We start from the raw sequence: 14147 nt of genomic DNA, 5'->3' as shown, positions 1-14147 counted from the left end.
TATTTAAGAATTGGTAATGACTCAGGTTATTCGTGCGAATACAAAGTTAAAATTTGTGTTGATAGTCAATTATTAGCGAGATGAGCGTGAGTAAGAAACTTTCAATTAAAAGAATGTATTTTTTCACAAAAAACTCCATGCTGAAGTTACATTCTTTTGCTAAATTTTCTTTATTGGTAGCATTATCAACAAGCCTCATTTGGCAGTACCCAGCTTTTGCTTGGAATAAATCTGGTCACATGGTATCAGGAGCGATCGCCTACACTGAACTCAAGCAGAATCATCAACAAGTCATTGAGAAAATTGCCACAATTTTAAGAGAACACCCTGAATACTCTAAATTTGAGCAGCAGTGGAACTCTCTTAATCAGTCTAATGTTTCTCCTGAAAATAAAAACTTGTACTTGTTTATGTGGGCTGCAAAATGGCCAGATGAAGCTCGGAACAGCCAAGTATTTAATTACCCAACTTGGCATTACATAAATTTTCCTTATCAACCAGGTAATTCTTCAAACTCAATCCCTCGTGAAATACCAGGTGAAGAAAATATTCTCTATGCTTTTCAAAAAAATCTTGATATTGTTAAAAGTAATGCCAGTAACAGCGAAAAAGCAGTTGCAATATGCTGGTTATTCCATTTAGTAGGAGATGTGCATCAGCCATTGCATACTACCAAATTAATAACTAACCAGTATAAAGAACCAGAAGGTGATAGAGGTGGTACACGTTTTTATATTAGAGTTAAACCAAATAGTCAAACCATTAGTTTGCATAAATTCTGGGATGACCTGATTCTTGGAAGCGAAAACTTTCAAACAATTCGTAACACCGCAACCAGGATAAGAGCCTCCTATCAACGCAGTCAATTGCCGGAATTGAGAGAAACTCAATTTAATAATTGGGCGAAACTAGAGAGTTTTACAATAGCCAAACAAAAAGCATATTTGAATGGAAGACTTTCTGGCAGCACTGACAACAATGATGGAAAGCTATTACCACCAAATTATGCTGCTACTGCTAAACCAATTGCCGAACGTCGAATGAGTTTGGTAGGCTACCGTCTAGCTGATTTGTTTAATAAGCTGTTCGGAGAGCGATAAAAGATATACAATCTCTTTTGTTTTCCACCTACATGATGTGGCATGATGTGGGTGGTTTTTGATTTGACTGGAGCGATGCCTAACGGCGGGCTATGACGCTCCTGCGTCGCTCTAAGCGTTGGCGCAGCCTCTCGTAGAGAAGGCTTTACAAGGCTTTACGCTACGCTATCGGTGTTGCCCTTCTGAAAATCAAGCGAGGAAAAGTTGGGAAACTGCGATGCGATCGCTTCGCCCCAGTTCTCTTGAAATTTAACAAGCATAAATTACGTATGTGTGCCAACCTCTATAGCGATCGCTCCCCTACTTTCCTCTGTTCCTCACTAATAGCAAGTACTTCAGCTAAAGCATTCAAGCAAACGCGAGTAGCGTCTTATAGAGAGGAAAAGTTTAAGCTAACAGTTTGAAAATATGCCCTGACTTGGCGTTAGTAAATTATCTGGATCGTAACGTCGTTTTGCACTTACCAGATTTCCCCAAACCGGATGAAAATGCTGCTGCCAATCCTTTTTGGAGAAGGACAGGGCGTTTACAGGATATTGATAACCACCCAAATCACGATTTTGCTCAAAGAGTCTACGATTATCATTGAGCATTTTTGTAATTACAGAATCATCTGGTGGTACTGCTGTTCGCAATAGGGCAAACAAAAACACAACCGAACAGTTCGGAACCCGGAAATTGGGTAGCCCGAAACGTTTAGTTTTAACTGGATACAGCAGAATTGGGCCCTGGCCTGTGTCAGCTAGCGTTAAGTTGGCAGCGACTTCACCAACAAAACTGTTAACTGCACTACCTGGCACAAATAGGTTTAACCAAGGATGAGGGTAAGACCAAACACCAATAGATTTGAGAAAGGCAACTGTAGGAGCTAAACGGTTGAGGAAATCAAAATAAGTTTTATCTTCTATTTGTTGTGTACCGGGAGTATAGTTTAATTCCCGAAGCAATCGGTTATTATTAGGTATGCTTGGAGGACTGTAAAAGCTAGCCGCTTCTAGCAGATAACGCCATCCACCAGCATTATTAGAAACTAACTGACCTTCTACATAGTTAAAGCGCTCATCATTTATGATTTGGCGTTGGTCACGAGTAAAGGTAGCTAAATCGTCATAATACAACTGAAACACACGGGCATTGGTAGTGGCGGGAATTAGCTTAACAGTTGCCTGTACAATAATTCCACATTGACCTAGCCCTGCTAATACTGCAAACCATAAATTGCGATTGTACGACAGCGAACAAGTTTCGAGATGACCAATGCCAGTAACTACCTTGAGTTCTAAAACATTGTCAACTTGCACACCATAGCGATGAGTTGCACCGCCAATACCCCCTACTGACAAAGTACCGCCTACAGAAAGTTCGATGTAATCGGTAAGAACAGGCGGTGTTAATCCCATAGCAAGCGTTTGTTGCAATAACTGACTCCATACCACTCCAGCATCAACAATCGCTCGGTCTGTACCAATGAAATGAATCTTGTTGAGCGTACTTAAATCAATGACAATGCCTGCTTCTACTTGTGACTGACCGTAGACAGAGTGACCCTGACCGCGTGGGGCAACCTTGAGCTTGTGAGTGCGAGCGAATTGAATAACTTGAACAATATCTTCAATTGAGCCTGGTTTAAGTACTGCTATCGGTTGACGATGGACGATATTACCAAAGTCAATACTGGCATCAGCAAGTGTCGCATTATCAGTGTAAAGTACTCCATCTAAGGAAGGTAAACTTTCAAAAACAGATGTGGCACTGGCAGACGTTACCCAGGAACGAGTAGTTAAATCAAACCCGATAACAATTGCACTGGTAATCAAACCTTGTAAAACTGAGCGACGTGAAGTGTTTTGTCCCATAATTTTTACTTGGTAGTACGAATCGTTGCTTATCTTTTGTAAACACACTGAGAGTTTCTAGTGTTTACTTAACTAAACTTGAGTTTCTATTCAACGAAAGGTGTGATTTTATGGCACAGCCATAAATTAAAAAATATACAATCATTCCATCAAAAATACGGTTAAATACTGTTAAGGCTTAACTTGAGAAAAAATCGCCTTTAGAAAATATAAGCGTTCACGTAGTGTCCGCACCAGAGGAAAAGCTAAGAGGAGCGATGCCTACGGTGGCAAGCTACGCCCCTCTAGAATTCAAGCGTTCGCGTAGCGTCTCGAAGAGAGGAAAATTGGGAGTGCGATCGCACTTTAGTAGTTGCTTTGCGATCGCGTATCGCTTCGTAATCTAGCTTAAGTTCCTATACCTAATACCCAAAACAAACCACCAGATAGAGAAATAGTAGGAAAGCTGATGATAGCTTGAGATGATGGAATAAGACAACAACCAAGAGCGTGAATAAGTCAGTATTAATTGCCCTTACTCTCACCGCCTGTACAGCCGTGTCACCAGTCAGCATTGCTGGTACTGTCCCAAGTTTAACCCAAGCCATCAAAATGTCTTCATTTAACCTTAGTTCCCAAAAATGGCAAAACCGCCTGTTACTAGTGTTTGCACCGTCGGTTGATAACTATAGCTATCAGCAACAGATGCAGTTATTTAACCAGCACCAAAACGGTTTTACAGACCGGAATTTAGTTCTCGTTCAGGTTTTGGCAACAGATAAAAGCTATGCTAACGGACAGTTAATAGATGAATCTTCTGCTGCTAATTTGCGAAATCGCTTTGGGGTGGATAAAGAAAATTTTCGCGTCATTTTAGTAGGCAAAGATGGTGGTGTTAAGCGCCAAGACACCACACCAGTAAGGGCGACAGCAATTTTTGAGCAAATTGACGCTATGCCCATGCGCCAGCAAGAGATGCGCTCTTCAAGGTAGAAAGTAGCTATAAAATACAAGCGAGTCAAAATTGCACCAAACAGCGATCGCCTAATTCAGCCAAAATCCACCTATTTTTCCATCTTTGAGGCTAAGTCTAGCTAAGACATCATCACTGCCATCAAAAAATGTCAGTTTCCATAAATAAACTTGATACCCTTGCTGCTTCAGATTTGCCAAGAAAACTGCCGAATACCCTTTTTTGATGCGAGGAGCTAACTGTCCACTAACTTGTGTAAATGTTTGTTTTGTAATACCTTCTTTGAAAGCAGCATTTCCAAGAGAAATAAACTGAGTGTAGTTGTTTTGTTCAACAGCATTTATGAGGCTTGTAAAAGTTTTTTGCACAGACTGTTCTGGTTGATTACTTTTAGTTACTTTTACTTGCTTGTTCACAGCTTGCACATTGTTTACAGCTAAGGTCAAAGGTGACATGATAACAACTGCTGCAACTACCAATCCCATCTTATTCATTTATTTTGTTGACCTCCTTGAAGGTTTATTTAGTTAAATATATTCGTAAAGCAGGGTATTAAACTGGTATTATGCCAAAAATCCCCGACTGCGATCGCTGTCTCCTTTACGCCCACAATCCTCACCTCGTCTGTGCCGTACATCCAGCAGGGCCACAGGGGGATAGTTGTTTGGACTTTCGAGAAGACCCCAACGCCGAACCAGTAGAACTGTGGGAACCAGAAGGCGCAAGCTACTACAATGGCGAGTTGATTGTGCAGCCCCGCCAGAGATGGACACCAGAAGAACAATTAGAATTGATTGATTGGCATCCTATGTTTACTGGCAAATGCCCTGAGTGTGGCGCATCCTTTGACCGCGACTATACAGCACGGGTGCATTGGGATTGCGAGTGTGGGTGGATGGATGATACTGTGTAGAGCGATCGTCTACTCACTGCGTTTAATTAAGGGCGGATTCTACCAAAGAAGCATACTAGAGTTGGCTGGAGGCTGGAGGAAATTCAAAAATAATGGCTCTAGTATACAAAGTATAATCAAATACCTACTACCCCAATATTTTGCACAGTGTATGAGGCGATGCCTCCGGTGGTCACTGAAGCTCACTTGAAGTGCGGGCTGCGCCTACGCTTGTAAATCTGCCAAGCAGCGATGCCTGCGGCGGGCGGTTACGCCATCGCCTCGGTTAATAAATGCGGCTTACGGGTGTGGTGGATGCACGGCGAGATGGATACTATTTTATGTGTGATGCCTGCCCTGCGGTGGCAAACTACGCTCTATTAAGTGCTTATGACCAAAACTAATTCAGAAATTCTAGAACAGTTAAAACAAGCATCCGACGGCTTACTATTTACGAGTGAGTCTGATTACCCGTTTGAAGTTTTTTTGTGGTCAGGTATTGCAACCCCCACAACAACTCAAAAAGTTGTACAACAGACAGGTCATTCTCCAGATGCGTCTGTTGAAATTGTGCCAGTTGACGATTTTTTTAGCGTTGCGACTACTCCCCAAGATTGGCATGAGGATGAAGAAAAAGCTATAGTTACCAGATTTAAAAAACTACTAGAGATAATAAAATCGAGCTTAAAAACCCCGCAGGTGTATCGCTTAGGGGAAATTGAAATTGATGCTTACATCGTCGGCGAAACCCCAACAGGTGATTTAGCAGGGCTTTCTACTAAGGTTGTAGAAACGTGAAAACTTGATAACTGATTTAATTACTGAATATCTATCTTTTCTTCAATCTTGTCTTGAATGGCTGTAGGCACGTTGGATAGAAAATTATATCCTGTCAGTTCTTCTATTTCATCTACACTGACTCTGTATTTTCTCCAGTCTGGGTTTATTCCCTGCTGATTAGGAATATTCACAGCAATAGTGCGAGTGTTGGCAGTAATGCCGTTAATACCAGCACCAGGTTGATCCAAAACAACAACGACTTTCCAGGTTGACGCGGGAATTGTGACTTTGCCTTTGAGGGGTTGACCTTGGCTCCCTAATGGCCCAGCAATGATGTAAAGTTCTTTACCTTCTTTTGTGACAAGCTCTCTAGAGTATTGTTCTAAACCTTCCCAAGTGCGTCTGTTATTATCGGGAGTCTGGGGAACCATGTTAGTCATCAAAAATGTACTAGCATTATCCTCTACGCTCTTGGTGCGGTCTGCTGATGGAGTGATGTGACCTTTGTCATATCCTGAAGCAGCGTAAATAGTCGGTGTCACTCGCGCAAAATTTGTAGGTAAAGTGTCATCAGGGCGAAAGTTATTTTGACGGTCTGTAGTACCCAACCATGACTTGTTCAGTTGCCAACTCACCCAATTAGGCGTACCCTTGCTGTTGTTGTAAGAGACTACATATTGTGGTTTAACCAGCAGATAATTATCAGGAGTAGTAACACTTGCGATCGCATTGCTGGGATTTCCCAAAAGCAGGTTAGCGCTGCTTGAGGGTTTAGTAGGTACAATCAGCGTTGGCTGTAATGGTTTTTCTGTTGTCGGTGTTGGCGACTGAATTAGTGTTGGCGGCTTAGTCTGAGATGCCGTCGAACATCCCAGTAATGTAACCAAAGCAAGGGCAACAGCCATATTCCGAAAGCAACCGATTAAAGGCATAAATTTTAAGTATTTTTGTAACTTTTTTGAAGACTATATTCAGAGCAACTGCTTTGAAGTATGGGGTTTGCTCAAGAACTGCTCTAGAAAGCTGACCTCACTTGATCAGTATTTACTCTTTTCGTCCCAATGGCAACGGACTCACTCTTCTTGCTTGATGTGCCATAGCTATAATCGTCTAGCAATGGCGCGTAACTTCATACTTTAATGCGTTTGAGGCAAGCGATGCCTGCGGCGGGCTATTCGGCATCGCTCTATTGCTCAAATTTCCTCTAAGAAAATAGCGACGGCGAATAGCCCGTCGTAGACATCGCTTTGGTTCTACAATCAGTTCATTGCTATCAAAACTGATATCAAATGCCTGACCAAAAGTCCCCACCAAGCGAAATGATTCGCGTCCCTACTGCCCTAATTCCACTGGTGCGGCGATTATCCAAACTGCACAGAGAAGGGCATACAATTGCCTTGCTACAAGGCTTAGAGGAATTAATATCTCAGTTTGATAGCAACATTGATATCGATGTTGCCCCAAGCAGCAAATCGGTTTTGCAGCTAGAGGAGAAGCTAGAAACAAAACTAGAGGCTATCTCTGGGCAGTTGGAAAAATTGTCACGGGCGATATCTACGATAAGCTCCGCTAACGCGGATGGTAGATACAGCAACACCAGACCTCGAAGACAAGCGCACCCGTACCAACAGCCGCAAGTTGAACTGAAACCCAGGACAAATGAAAGTCTTGCTCCAAGACTCGGTGTTACTCCCCAAAGCCTCATCACTGAAAGAGAAAACAGGAGCGATAAAGAATTTATCAGTTGGTCGCGTCACCGTGACCCCATGAGTACGGGATGGGAATTTTCTCAAGAAGACGGTCTTTATCACCCAGTCAAATAAGTATCAATCGCTCTCACCTAATGATGAATCGAAAAAAGTTTATCTTCTCTCTACTCTTAGTTGCCATAATCGCGGCTCTGGTTACGCTCTATCCAAAACCGGGGATGTCTGAGTCCCCTTTGCTACTACATGAAGCAGAGCGTGAACTTTCTTTAATGAAAACTTCAGTCTATCAGCATCCTACCGATGTCGATGAAGTAGTCGGACGCTTCAACTATGATTGCTCAGGCTTTTTAGATTATGCCTTGCAGAAAATCTCCCAAGAAGCCTACGCTGAAGTACCCGTTTCTAAATCCAAGCGTCCACTCGCTCAAGATTTTTACACATTGTTCTCTCATCCAATCTCCAAATTGTCCCATTGGGTTCAAATTTATCGAGTCAGTCGCCTTCGTGCAGGAGATGTTGTGGTTTGGTTACGCCCCCCGGACAGTGACAGCCATAATACAGGGCATGTGATGGTAATCAGCGGTAAACCAACTGCCACGAGTCTTGCAAATGAAAGGCTCATTCCTGTGATCGATTCCACTTCATCTCCCCACGCTCAAGATAGTCGTCATCGCAAACAAACGGGGTTAGGCACAGGAGTAATCGGAGTGATTGTGGATAGTCAAGACAAGGCGATCGCATTTCGCTGGCGAGGCGGGGAATCTAAACAGGAAAAAGAAACTGCGATCGCATTTGGCAGGCTACGCTAATCATCAAATGGCTTGGTGTAGGCGTAGCCCGCCACAGGCATCGCATCTTCATAATACGCGCTTGCTTGGCGTGCGCATAGTGTAGGGTGTTATGTAAAGATGTATGACCCGCACAGGTGCGCCCTGGTCTAAATTACGGAATCGCACATCGGGCAAAAACTGCCCCCACTTTTGCGGTTTAATGAAAGAGCATTCAACATAAGAATAACCAATGTTGAATACTCCCACGCTCACTAATACCGAACTTATCGACCTCTGGCTGCATGGTAAAAGTAAGAACACCGTTGACGGCTACCGTCGCTATGCCGAGCGGTTTTTTTCTCATGTCAACAAGCCCGCTTCTGATTGCACCCTCATGGATATTCAACTGTGGGTGATGACACTAAGTAGTTCTGATAATTCCAAGCGGGTAGCAGTGGGAGCAATAAAGAGTCTATTTTCCTTTGCTAAACAGTTGGGGGTGATATCGGCGAACTTGGGTGTTTTAGTTAAGTCACCCAAGGCAAAGAACCGATTGGCAGAGCGAATTCTCACTCAAGAGGAAGTACGATTACTGATAAATTCCACGACAAATGGACGCGATCGCACTCTGGTTCGTTTACTTTATTTTGCGGGTTTACGGGTAAGTGAATTATGTAGCCTCAAGTGGCGTGACCTCAAAGCCCGTGGTGATGGTGGACAAATCACGGTATTCGGTAAGGGTGATAAAACGAGAACCGTGCTGGTGGGTGCTGGTATTTGGCGGGAGATTAACTCTTTAAAGGGTTACGCCAAACACGATGACCCAGTGTTTGTTTCCGCTAAGGGTGGTCATCTGTGTAGGTCAATGGTATTTCATATTGTGAAAAATGCTGCAAACCGCGCTCTTATTGAGGGGAATGTATCACCCCACTGGCTCAGACATAGCCACGCTAGTCACAGCTTAGACAGAGGAGCGCCGATACACTTGTTACAAAAAACATTGGGGCATAGTTCGGTAGCGATTACGGAAATGTATCTTCATGCCAGACCGACTGATAGTAGTAGGTTGTATTTGCCCGATGATGATGAGTGATGGGGTGATTAGTTCTGGAGGAAAATATGAAAGTTTCATTTGAAAAAACTTACCCAAATATTGCTCGTTGGGTAGATGAGCATGAAGGCTGGATTGAAATTGGTTATGACGTAGATAGTCCTCTCAATTCTTTTGTGCGCGCACTCGATTGTGGTGGAATGTTTTGGGAGGGAAAAGAAAGTTATGACAGTTTGGATGCAGCACTGCAAGATTTAAATGCGGGGCTAGAAGCTGTATTAAAAGATATTTATGGCTCGTAGCGATCGCCTATATGAATTTGGTTAAGCTTTCGTACTGCTATTGGCATTACAATTGGTCAAGCCTTAGTTGCATTACAAGCAATGACGTTCACCTATTCTCTATACCCAGATAATTGGTCAGAAATTGCCACTTCAGTTAAGCAACAAGCCCAGTGGCGTTGTCAAAAGTGCGGGTTACACTGCATACCCCCAAAAGAAGACACATCAAAGCTCACACGCTCAAAGCGCAGAGTGTACACGCTTCAAGTTCACCATTGGAACCGCGACCCATCTGATAACAGGAAAGAAAACTTAGTAGCTCTGTGTAGTGGTTTATGTAGAATCAACGTCCTAGAAACCTTGATATGACTGGCTTTTGTAAAATTATTCTACAACGTAACCCATGATAACTCTTTCTACAGTAGTTCAAAAGCTTCTGGATTGGCTCTATAGGTAGGGAGGTTTCAGGGTCGAAGACACAGCTAAATTGTTCCTTTGTGTGAGGGTATGTCGCCCATTCAACCTTGGTCATTTTCTACGTTGTGGAAATTAATTTGTTTCTACCCCAATGCAAGAATTAGGGCTGTTGTTGTTGTTTTTTCTACGTTGTAGAATAGATTTTTGTTGTCTATATAAAGTGCCTGTCACCTTTATTACCACCAAGGTAGTAAATCAAATGTTTCGCCAGGGCAGTTATCGTTGTGGTAAATAGTCAAAGCACAGAGTTACAGTATGGACGATACTCAACAACTAATCGCTATCCAACAAGAACTAAAGCAAATTGCTGATAAGTTAGGAAAGATTTTTCCGCACACGCATCCCCAATTTGACAGCGTGTTTGAAGACCTGGGCGCGGCTGTATATTATATGCGTGAGGCTAGTTATCGTCTGGAATCAGTTCTTCAAACCGTGCAAGGTAATGGAGAAACTGAAATTGAGTAAAGCTTCAAAAAACTGAAGTTGGCAAGCTGTTACAGAAAACCTAACCAGAAGCTTTTGCAGCTTCGGTAACACTCCTCTATTTGCAGTTAACCCCCGTTAAGAGAGGAAAAAACTCCTTTGCGGCACAAGACACTAACATCGGATCTTCAATAGAGGGATTCGTTTTTGCAACAATGTGAGCAGCAGTAACTTTTTTGAGAGTCCATTGAAAATCTTCTTTCTTATTATTAGCAATGTTTTTGACTTGAGTGTAGAAATATTCGCCACGAGTCAAACGATTAGAACCTTGTTGTACATCACACTTATAGGTATCATGCTCATCCGATAAAGGTTTGTTATCTTTTGTGCCTAAAATTATTGTCATTGGTGTGCTGAATGTGGGTTTCAAGTCCACAGATGGCAGTTGCTCTCCGGTTTGTTTATTGAAACCGCAGGGATAGTCCTTATGCTCATCGGGTATTGTGTACGACCCAGCTTCTGCGGCGATCGCCTTTTTAATATGTGCATGGGGCATAAAAATGACCATTCGATGTACGAACTGTGCGCCAGCAGAGTGACCATAGAGATAGTAATTGGTTGCGTTGACTTTGGTGCTTCTTTTCACGAAGTCAAAAATATTTTCAATTTGAGTAAACGCCCATTGGTTTCGAGGATTTAGAATCTTCAAATCTTCTGTAAACATATTGCCAAGGTTATACCCTGTAGCTAATGGATAGCGCTTTTGCTTAAACTGAGGAGCAAGCAGGATAAAATTTTGATTGTCGCTCCCCAAGCGATTGTAGATATTTCTCCAGTCATTTCTATAATCTTCAGCATTCCGTTTTTCACCATGCATGGCGAATACCACTTTAGTATTTGCCTGCAATTGATTAGGTAGGTAGTAGTAAACAGGGATAGAGAAATTGCCAGCTTCAACCTTGTAAAGGAAACAACCCTCTCCTTTTTTCAACACCCTTAAAGTACAAGTATTATTTGAATCTGTTGAGATTGACCCAGATGCGTTGACAAGATGAGCAAAATCAAAGCAGAGGAAAGCAATTGTAATAAAAGCAAACAACCGTTTCATGAACTAAAACATCGCATTTACTAAAGACACTCTACTATTTTCTTAGAGGAAAAGTGCGATCGCTCTTTGGGGGTGCAATCAGCTTCTTAGAGGAAAAGGTGATCAAGGGTGCGTAGTTTACCGCCGTAGGCATCGCCTTTGCTTTTGAGTGCAGAGAAAGCAAACGCTCCCAGAACAAATGCACTCTTATCCACAGGCTGGATCAGAGGGCAGTAGACAAACGCATACTACAACTGTATTATTGATATAAGTCTCAATTACAAATACTACAAGCCTTCAATGATCAGCAGATTCTCCTCAACCATTAATAGCGCGGTGCATTGCCGACCCAACAAGGGTTTAGGCAGAGTAATCGTGCTATTTGCGTTTGAGGAAATGTATTGTTTTGTCGGCAGTAAATTGCAGCGTGAAAGTATTTTTGAAGCGATTACCGGATGGCTGAATCTAGATCAACTTATCCAAAGCGGGAGGTGCAAATGTCTTACAGCACCGACATAGGGCAAAAAGTATCAACTACCTGACCCCCGCTCCTGATGACCAGAGGCGGGGGTTATTTTTTGAGGAGTGGATTTAACGTATGCAAGCTCAACCACACATATTACAAAATTCGGTGGTGGTCTTTTCTAAGAACTACCTACCACTGGCACGCATCAACATTAAACGAGCAATCGTGCTGTTAGTCACAGGTCAGGCAGAATCGTTGAATTTTGGCACTACAAAGCAGTGGGAAGTTCGTTCACCCAGCGTCGTACTACAAGTTCCCGAACATATTCGCTTGACCGTTGGTAATCCCGAACGGCATTGGAAAGTACCACCTGTAAATCGGCGTGAGGTACTCAAGCGAGACAATCACACCTGCCAATACTGCGGTAGCACCAAGCATCTGACCCTTGACCATGTAATCCCCCGCTCAAAAGGTGGGCAGCATACCTGGGACAACGTTGTAACTGCGTGTGAGAAGTGTAATTCAACCAAAGGCGATCGCCTACCTCATGAAGCTGGAATGGTACTCAAAAGCAAGCCTAAAGCCCCAATTCACCCAGCAGTTGCATTTGCCGAACAGTTTTGGAGCGCACAACGCCTGAGTGAATCTGAGTAATTTACTTCAAACTCAATCAGAGAGGGCAATACCGCGATTACATCACAATGTCCTCTCACTTCTTCTCAAAATTTTGTAGTATGCCCTTGACACCTTGTAATATATTATGTAGTATATATGTAGTGAAGCACTACAGCCTCTCAAAAAGGCATAGCGCAAACACTTCTGAACCATGAAAACTAAATAATTGCCATCCAACGTGGGGGTGTAGCTTAGTCCGGTTTAAAGCAGTCGCCTGTCGAGCGAAAGACCGTGGGTTCAAATCCCATCATCCCCGTGTAGCCTTGTGGACGAATAGATAAGTCGTTCTGATTCTCAGTCAGAGAGAAGTGGGTGCAACTCCCGTCAAGGCTTCCAAATGAGGATGTAGCTCAGTCGGAAAGAGCGCTTGTTTCCGAAGCAAGTGGTCACAGGTTCGATTCCTGTCGTCCTCGTAGTATGTCCAGGTCGCCTAACGGTAGGGTATTGGTCTGCAAAACCGACTGTGCGAGTTCAATTCTCGCCCTGGACTCCAAACGTTGCAGTGTAGCTTAACGGCAAAGCCCCAAGCTCATAACTTGGTATATGCGAGTTCGACTCTCGCCACTGCTACCAAATGCACAGATGGTGTAATGGCAACACCACAGTCTCCAAAACTGTTGTTCTGGGTTCAAGTCCTAGTCTGTGCGTTGCCGTGTCCTGACCGAAAAAGCTTACATACTCGCCTAATGGTAAGGCAACTGTCTCTAAAACAGTCTATGCAGGTTCAATTCCTGTGTGTGAATCAACAGCTTTTTCAACTTACATGGCATTACATGGTGCAGAAGCGAAGTGGCCGAGCGGCACGTCTTTCAAGCGTGTAATTAGCGGGTTCAAGTCCCGTCTGCACTACCAAATTCATGGGTCGGCTCGCCTACTGGTGTGGGCAACGGTCTGTAAAACCGCCGCGTTTGCGTTGCTGGTTCAATTCCAGCCCGTCCCATTCTGGAGAGATTGCTATCGGCAGGGCAAGCTGTTTGCTAAACAGTTGTGAGATTCATCATCTCACTGTGGGTTCAACTCCCTCTCTCTCCGCCTTATGAGAACGTGGTGTAACTGGATAACACATCAGTCTACGAAACTGAAAAGTGAAGGTTCAAGTCCTTCCGTTCTCGCCTTACCCCCTGGTAGCTCAGTTGGTAGTAGCGCCTGTCTGTTCGCGTAGCGTCTCCGATAGGAGAAGAACAGGAGGTCATCCGTTCAATCCGGATCTGGGGGACTGGCACATTGCCCCATAGCTCAATGGCAGAGCGACGCGCTGTTAACGCGGGGGTTGTAGGTTCAAATCCTACTGGGGCAGCCATTTATTGGGAAGTAGGCAAACAGGCAAAGCCGTCGCACTTTGAATGCGAAGTTTGAGGGTTCGATTCCTTCCTTCCCAGCTTATATATACTCCTGTAGCCCAATTGGAAGAGGTGGCTGTCTCAAAAACAGTCTATGTACGGGTTCAACTCCCGTCAGGAGTACCAACGGGATGTGGCGCAACTTGGTAGCGCGGCAGCTTTGGGAGCTGAAGGTTGTAGGTTCAAATCCTACCATCCCGACCATTTGCCCTTGTGACGAAACTGGCAAACGTGCTGGTCTTAGAAACCAGATTTTGTGGGTTCGACTCCCACCAAGGGTACTAAATT

Annotated in this window: 16 protein-coding genes and 15 tRNA genes; 27 read left to right on the top strand and 4 right to left on the bottom strand. The window is 43.6% G+C overall.

Annotated elements, in window-relative coordinates; all coding sequences use genetic code 11:
* Window positions 1–137: 137 nt before the first annotated feature.
* Window positions 138–1100 carry a S1/P1 nuclease gene (locus FBB35_RS19465; RefSeq protein WP_254625624.1) on the top strand — a complete coding sequence of 321 codons (963 nt, stop codon included), beginning with the start codon at window positions 138–140 and terminating at the stop codon, window positions 1098–1100.
* A gap of 392 nt (window positions 1101–1492) precedes the next feature.
* Here the strand turns inward: FBB35_RS19465 and FBB35_RS19460 are convergent, their stop codons facing one another.
* Window positions 1493–2956, bottom strand: a complete 1464-nt coding sequence (locus FBB35_RS19460) for an FAD-binding protein (RefSeq protein WP_174710999.1) — start codon at window positions 2954–2956, stop codon at window positions 1493–1495.
* 224 nt (window positions 2957–3180) lie between these two features.
* Between FBB35_RS19460 and FBB35_RS19455 the strand changes: the two genes are divergently transcribed.
* Together FBB35_RS19455 and FBB35_RS19450 are read left to right on the top strand one after the other, a co-directional pair.
* Window positions 3181–3342, top strand: a complete 162-nt coding sequence (locus tag FBB35_RS19455; protein WP_174710998.1) for a hypothetical protein — start codon at window positions 3181–3183, stop codon at window positions 3340–3342.
* Window positions 3343–3445: 103 nt separating this feature from the next.
* On the top strand, window positions 3446–3928 hold the full coding sequence (locus FBB35_RS19450; RefSeq protein WP_174710997.1) for a DUF4174 domain-containing protein: 483 nt from the start codon (window positions 3446–3448) through the stop codon (window positions 3926–3928).
* A 51-nt stretch (window positions 3929–3979) separates the two neighbouring features.
* Here the strand turns inward: FBB35_RS19450 and FBB35_RS19445 are convergent, their stop codons facing one another.
* Complete coding sequence (locus FBB35_RS19445) at window positions 3980–4402, bottom strand: hypothetical protein (RefSeq protein ID WP_174710996.1); 423 nt, start codon at window positions 4400–4402, stop codon at window positions 3980–3982.
* A gap of 71 nt (window positions 4403–4473) precedes the next feature.
* Here FBB35_RS19445 and FBB35_RS19440 point away from each other — a divergent pair, with 71 nt between their 5' ends.
* A complete protein-coding gene (locus FBB35_RS19440) occupies window positions 4474–4821 on the top strand; it encodes a hypothetical protein (protein ID WP_174710995.1) in 348 nt (115 codons plus the stop codon).
* Window positions 4822–5190: 369 nt separating this feature from the next.
* A complete protein-coding gene (locus tag FBB35_RS19435; RefSeq protein WP_174710994.1) occupies window positions 5191–5598 on the top strand; it encodes a nuclease A inhibitor family protein in 408 nt (135 codons plus the stop codon).
* Window positions 5599–5618: 20 nt separating this feature from the next.
* Here the strand turns inward: FBB35_RS19435 and FBB35_RS19430 are convergent, their stop codons facing one another.
* The gene (locus tag FBB35_RS19430; RefSeq protein ID WP_174710993.1) at window positions 5619–6512 is read right to left on the bottom strand and encodes a DNA/RNA non-specific endonuclease; all 894 of its coding nucleotides are present in this window, start codon (window positions 6510–6512) and stop codon (window positions 5619–5621) included.
* Window positions 6513–6869: 357 nt separating this feature from the next.
* Here FBB35_RS19430 and FBB35_RS19425 point away from each other — a divergent pair, with 357 nt between their 5' ends.
* The 6 genes from FBB35_RS19425 to FBB35_RS19400 all read left to right on the top strand — a co-directional run bounded on the left by FBB35_RS19425 (window position 6870) and on the right by FBB35_RS19400 (window position 10333).
* On the top strand, window positions 6870–7403 hold the full coding sequence (locus tag FBB35_RS19425) for a hypothetical protein (protein ID WP_174710992.1): 534 nt from the start codon (window positions 6870–6872) through the stop codon (window positions 7401–7403).
* A 20-nt stretch (window positions 7404–7423) separates the two neighbouring features.
* Window positions 7424–8098 carry a hypothetical protein gene (locus FBB35_RS19420; protein ID WP_174710991.1) on the top strand — a complete coding sequence of 225 codons (675 nt, stop codon included), beginning with the start codon at window positions 7424–7426 and terminating at the stop codon, window positions 8096–8098.
* A gap of 211 nt (window positions 8099–8309) precedes the next feature.
* Window positions 8310–9152, top strand: a complete 843-nt coding sequence (locus FBB35_RS19415) for a tyrosine-type recombinase/integrase (protein WP_174710990.1) — start codon at window positions 8310–8312, stop codon at window positions 9150–9152.
* 26 nt (window positions 9153–9178) lie between these two features.
* Window positions 9179–9412, top strand: coding sequence for a hypothetical protein (locus FBB35_RS19410; protein WP_174710989.1), 234 nt, complete (start codon window positions 9179–9181; stop codon window positions 9410–9412).
* 81 nt (window positions 9413–9493) lie between these two features.
* Window positions 9494–9760, top strand: a complete 267-nt coding sequence (locus FBB35_RS19405) for an HNH endonuclease (RefSeq protein WP_174710988.1) — start codon at window positions 9494–9496, stop codon at window positions 9758–9760.
* A gap of 363 nt (window positions 9761–10123) precedes the next feature.
* Window positions 10124–10333, top strand: coding sequence for a hypothetical protein (locus FBB35_RS19400; protein WP_174710987.1), 210 nt, complete (start codon window positions 10124–10126; stop codon window positions 10331–10333).
* Window positions 10334–10409: 76 nt separating this feature from the next.
* Here the strand turns inward: FBB35_RS19400 and FBB35_RS19395 are convergent, their stop codons facing one another.
* A complete protein-coding gene (locus FBB35_RS19395) occupies window positions 10410–11390 on the bottom strand; it encodes a hypothetical protein (RefSeq protein WP_174710986.1) in 981 nt (326 codons plus the stop codon).
* 586 nt (window positions 11391–11976) lie between these two features.
* On the opposite strand from FBB35_RS19395, the gene FBB35_RS19390 reads away from it, so the two are divergent.
* From FBB35_RS19390 to FBB35_RS19315, 16 genes are all read left to right on the top strand, one after another.
* The gene (locus tag FBB35_RS19390; protein ID WP_100904368.1) at window positions 11977–12498 is read left to right on the top strand and encodes an HNH endonuclease; all 522 of its coding nucleotides are present in this window, start codon (window positions 11977–11979) and stop codon (window positions 12496–12498) included.
* A gap of 201 nt (window positions 12499–12699) precedes the next feature.
* A tRNA-Asp gene (locus FBB35_RS19385) sits at window positions 12700–12775 on the top strand.
* An 83-nt stretch (window positions 12776–12858) separates the two neighbouring features.
* Window positions 12859–12932 (top strand) — tRNA-Arg (locus FBB35_RS19380).
* Between the two features lie 6 nt (window positions 12933–12938).
* Window positions 12939–13012: transfer RNA gene (locus FBB35_RS19375), tRNA-Cys, on the top strand.
* Window positions 13013–13017: 5 nt separating this feature from the next.
* A tRNA-Ile gene (locus FBB35_RS19370) sits at window positions 13018–13092 on the top strand.
* A gap of 3 nt (window positions 13093–13095) precedes the next feature.
* A tRNA-Trp gene (locus FBB35_RS19365) sits at window positions 13096–13166 on the top strand.
* Between the two features lie 128 nt (window positions 13167–13294).
* Window positions 13295–13371 (top strand) — tRNA-Glu (locus tag FBB35_RS19360).
* A gap of 7 nt (window positions 13372–13378) precedes the next feature.
* Window positions 13379–13459, top strand: a tRNA-Tyr gene (locus tag FBB35_RS19355).
* A gap of 4 nt (window positions 13460–13463) precedes the next feature.
* Window positions 13464–13551, top strand: a tRNA-Ser gene (locus FBB35_RS19350).
* A gap of 6 nt (window positions 13552–13557) precedes the next feature.
* Window positions 13558–13631, top strand: a tRNA-Arg gene (locus FBB35_RS19345).
* 6 nt (window positions 13632–13637) lie between these two features.
* Window positions 13638–13735: transfer RNA gene (locus FBB35_RS19340), tRNA-OTHER, on the top strand.
* A gap of 9 nt (window positions 13736–13744) precedes the next feature.
* Window positions 13745–13819 (top strand) — tRNA-Asn (locus tag FBB35_RS19335).
* Window positions 13820–13824: 5 nt separating this feature from the next.
* A tRNA-Gln gene (locus FBB35_RS19330) sits at window positions 13825–13898 on the top strand.
* A 9-nt stretch (window positions 13899–13907) separates the two neighbouring features.
* Window positions 13908–13985, top strand: a tRNA-Leu gene (locus FBB35_RS19325).
* A 1-nt stretch (window position 13986) separates the two neighbouring features.
* Window positions 13987–14063 (top strand) — tRNA-Pro (locus FBB35_RS19320).
* Between the two features lie 3 nt (window positions 14064–14066).
* Window positions 14067–14140, top strand: a tRNA-Leu gene (locus FBB35_RS19315).
* Window positions 14141–14147: the final 7 nt, after the last annotated feature.

The organism is Nostoc sp. TCL240-02 (assembly GCF_013343235.1).
GTDB lineage: Bacteria > Cyanobacteriota > Cyanobacteriia > Cyanobacteriales > Nostocaceae > Nostoc.
Note: the sequence above shows the minus strand (reverse complement) of the source record. Positions and strands in the feature narration are given on the sequence as shown.

Bases quoted from the DNA above. Each gene is read 5' to 3' on its own strand.
- FBB35_RS19465 (WP_254625624.1), top strand. From the start codon at position 138: ATGCTGAAGTTACATTCTTTTGCTAAATTTTCTTTATTGGTAGCATTA.
- FBB35_RS19460 (WP_174710999.1), bottom strand. From the start codon at position 2,956: ATGGGACAAAACACTTCACGTCGCTCAGTTTTACAAGGTTTGATTACC.
- FBB35_RS19445 (WP_174710996.1), bottom strand. From the start codon at position 4,402: ATGAATAAGATGGGATTGGTAGTTGCAGCAGTTGTTATCATGTCACCT.
- FBB35_RS19440 (WP_174710995.1), top strand. From the start codon at position 4,474: ATGCCAAAAATCCCCGACTGCGATCGCTGTCTCCTTTACGCCCACAAT.
- FBB35_RS19435 (WP_174710994.1), top strand. From the start codon at position 5,191: ATGACCAAAACTAATTCAGAAATTCTAGAACAGTTAAAACAAGCATCC.
- FBB35_RS19430 (WP_174710993.1), bottom strand. From the start codon at position 6,512: ATGCCTTTAATCGGTTGCTTTCGGAATATGGCTGTTGCCCTTGCTTTG.
- FBB35_RS19425 (WP_174710992.1), top strand. From the start codon at position 6,870: ATGCCTGACCAAAAGTCCCCACCAAGCGAAATGATTCGCGTCCCTACT.
- FBB35_RS19420 (WP_174710991.1), top strand. From the start codon at position 7,424: ATGATGAATCGAAAAAAGTTTATCTTCTCTCTACTCTTAGTTGCCATA.
- FBB35_RS19415 (WP_174710990.1), top strand. From the start codon at position 8,310: ATGTTGAATACTCCCACGCTCACTAATACCGAACTTATCGACCTCTGG.
- FBB35_RS19410 (WP_174710989.1), top strand. From the start codon at position 9,179: ATGAAAGTTTCATTTGAAAAAACTTACCCAAATATTGCTCGTTGGGTA.
- FBB35_RS19405 (WP_174710988.1), top strand. From the start codon at position 9,494: ATGACGTTCACCTATTCTCTATACCCAGATAATTGGTCAGAAATTGCC.
- FBB35_RS19400 (WP_174710987.1), top strand. From the start codon at position 10,124: ATGGACGATACTCAACAACTAATCGCTATCCAACAAGAACTAAAGCAA.
- FBB35_RS19390 (WP_100904368.1), top strand. From the start codon at position 11,977: ATGCAAGCTCAACCACACATATTACAAAATTCGGTGGTGGTCTTTTCT.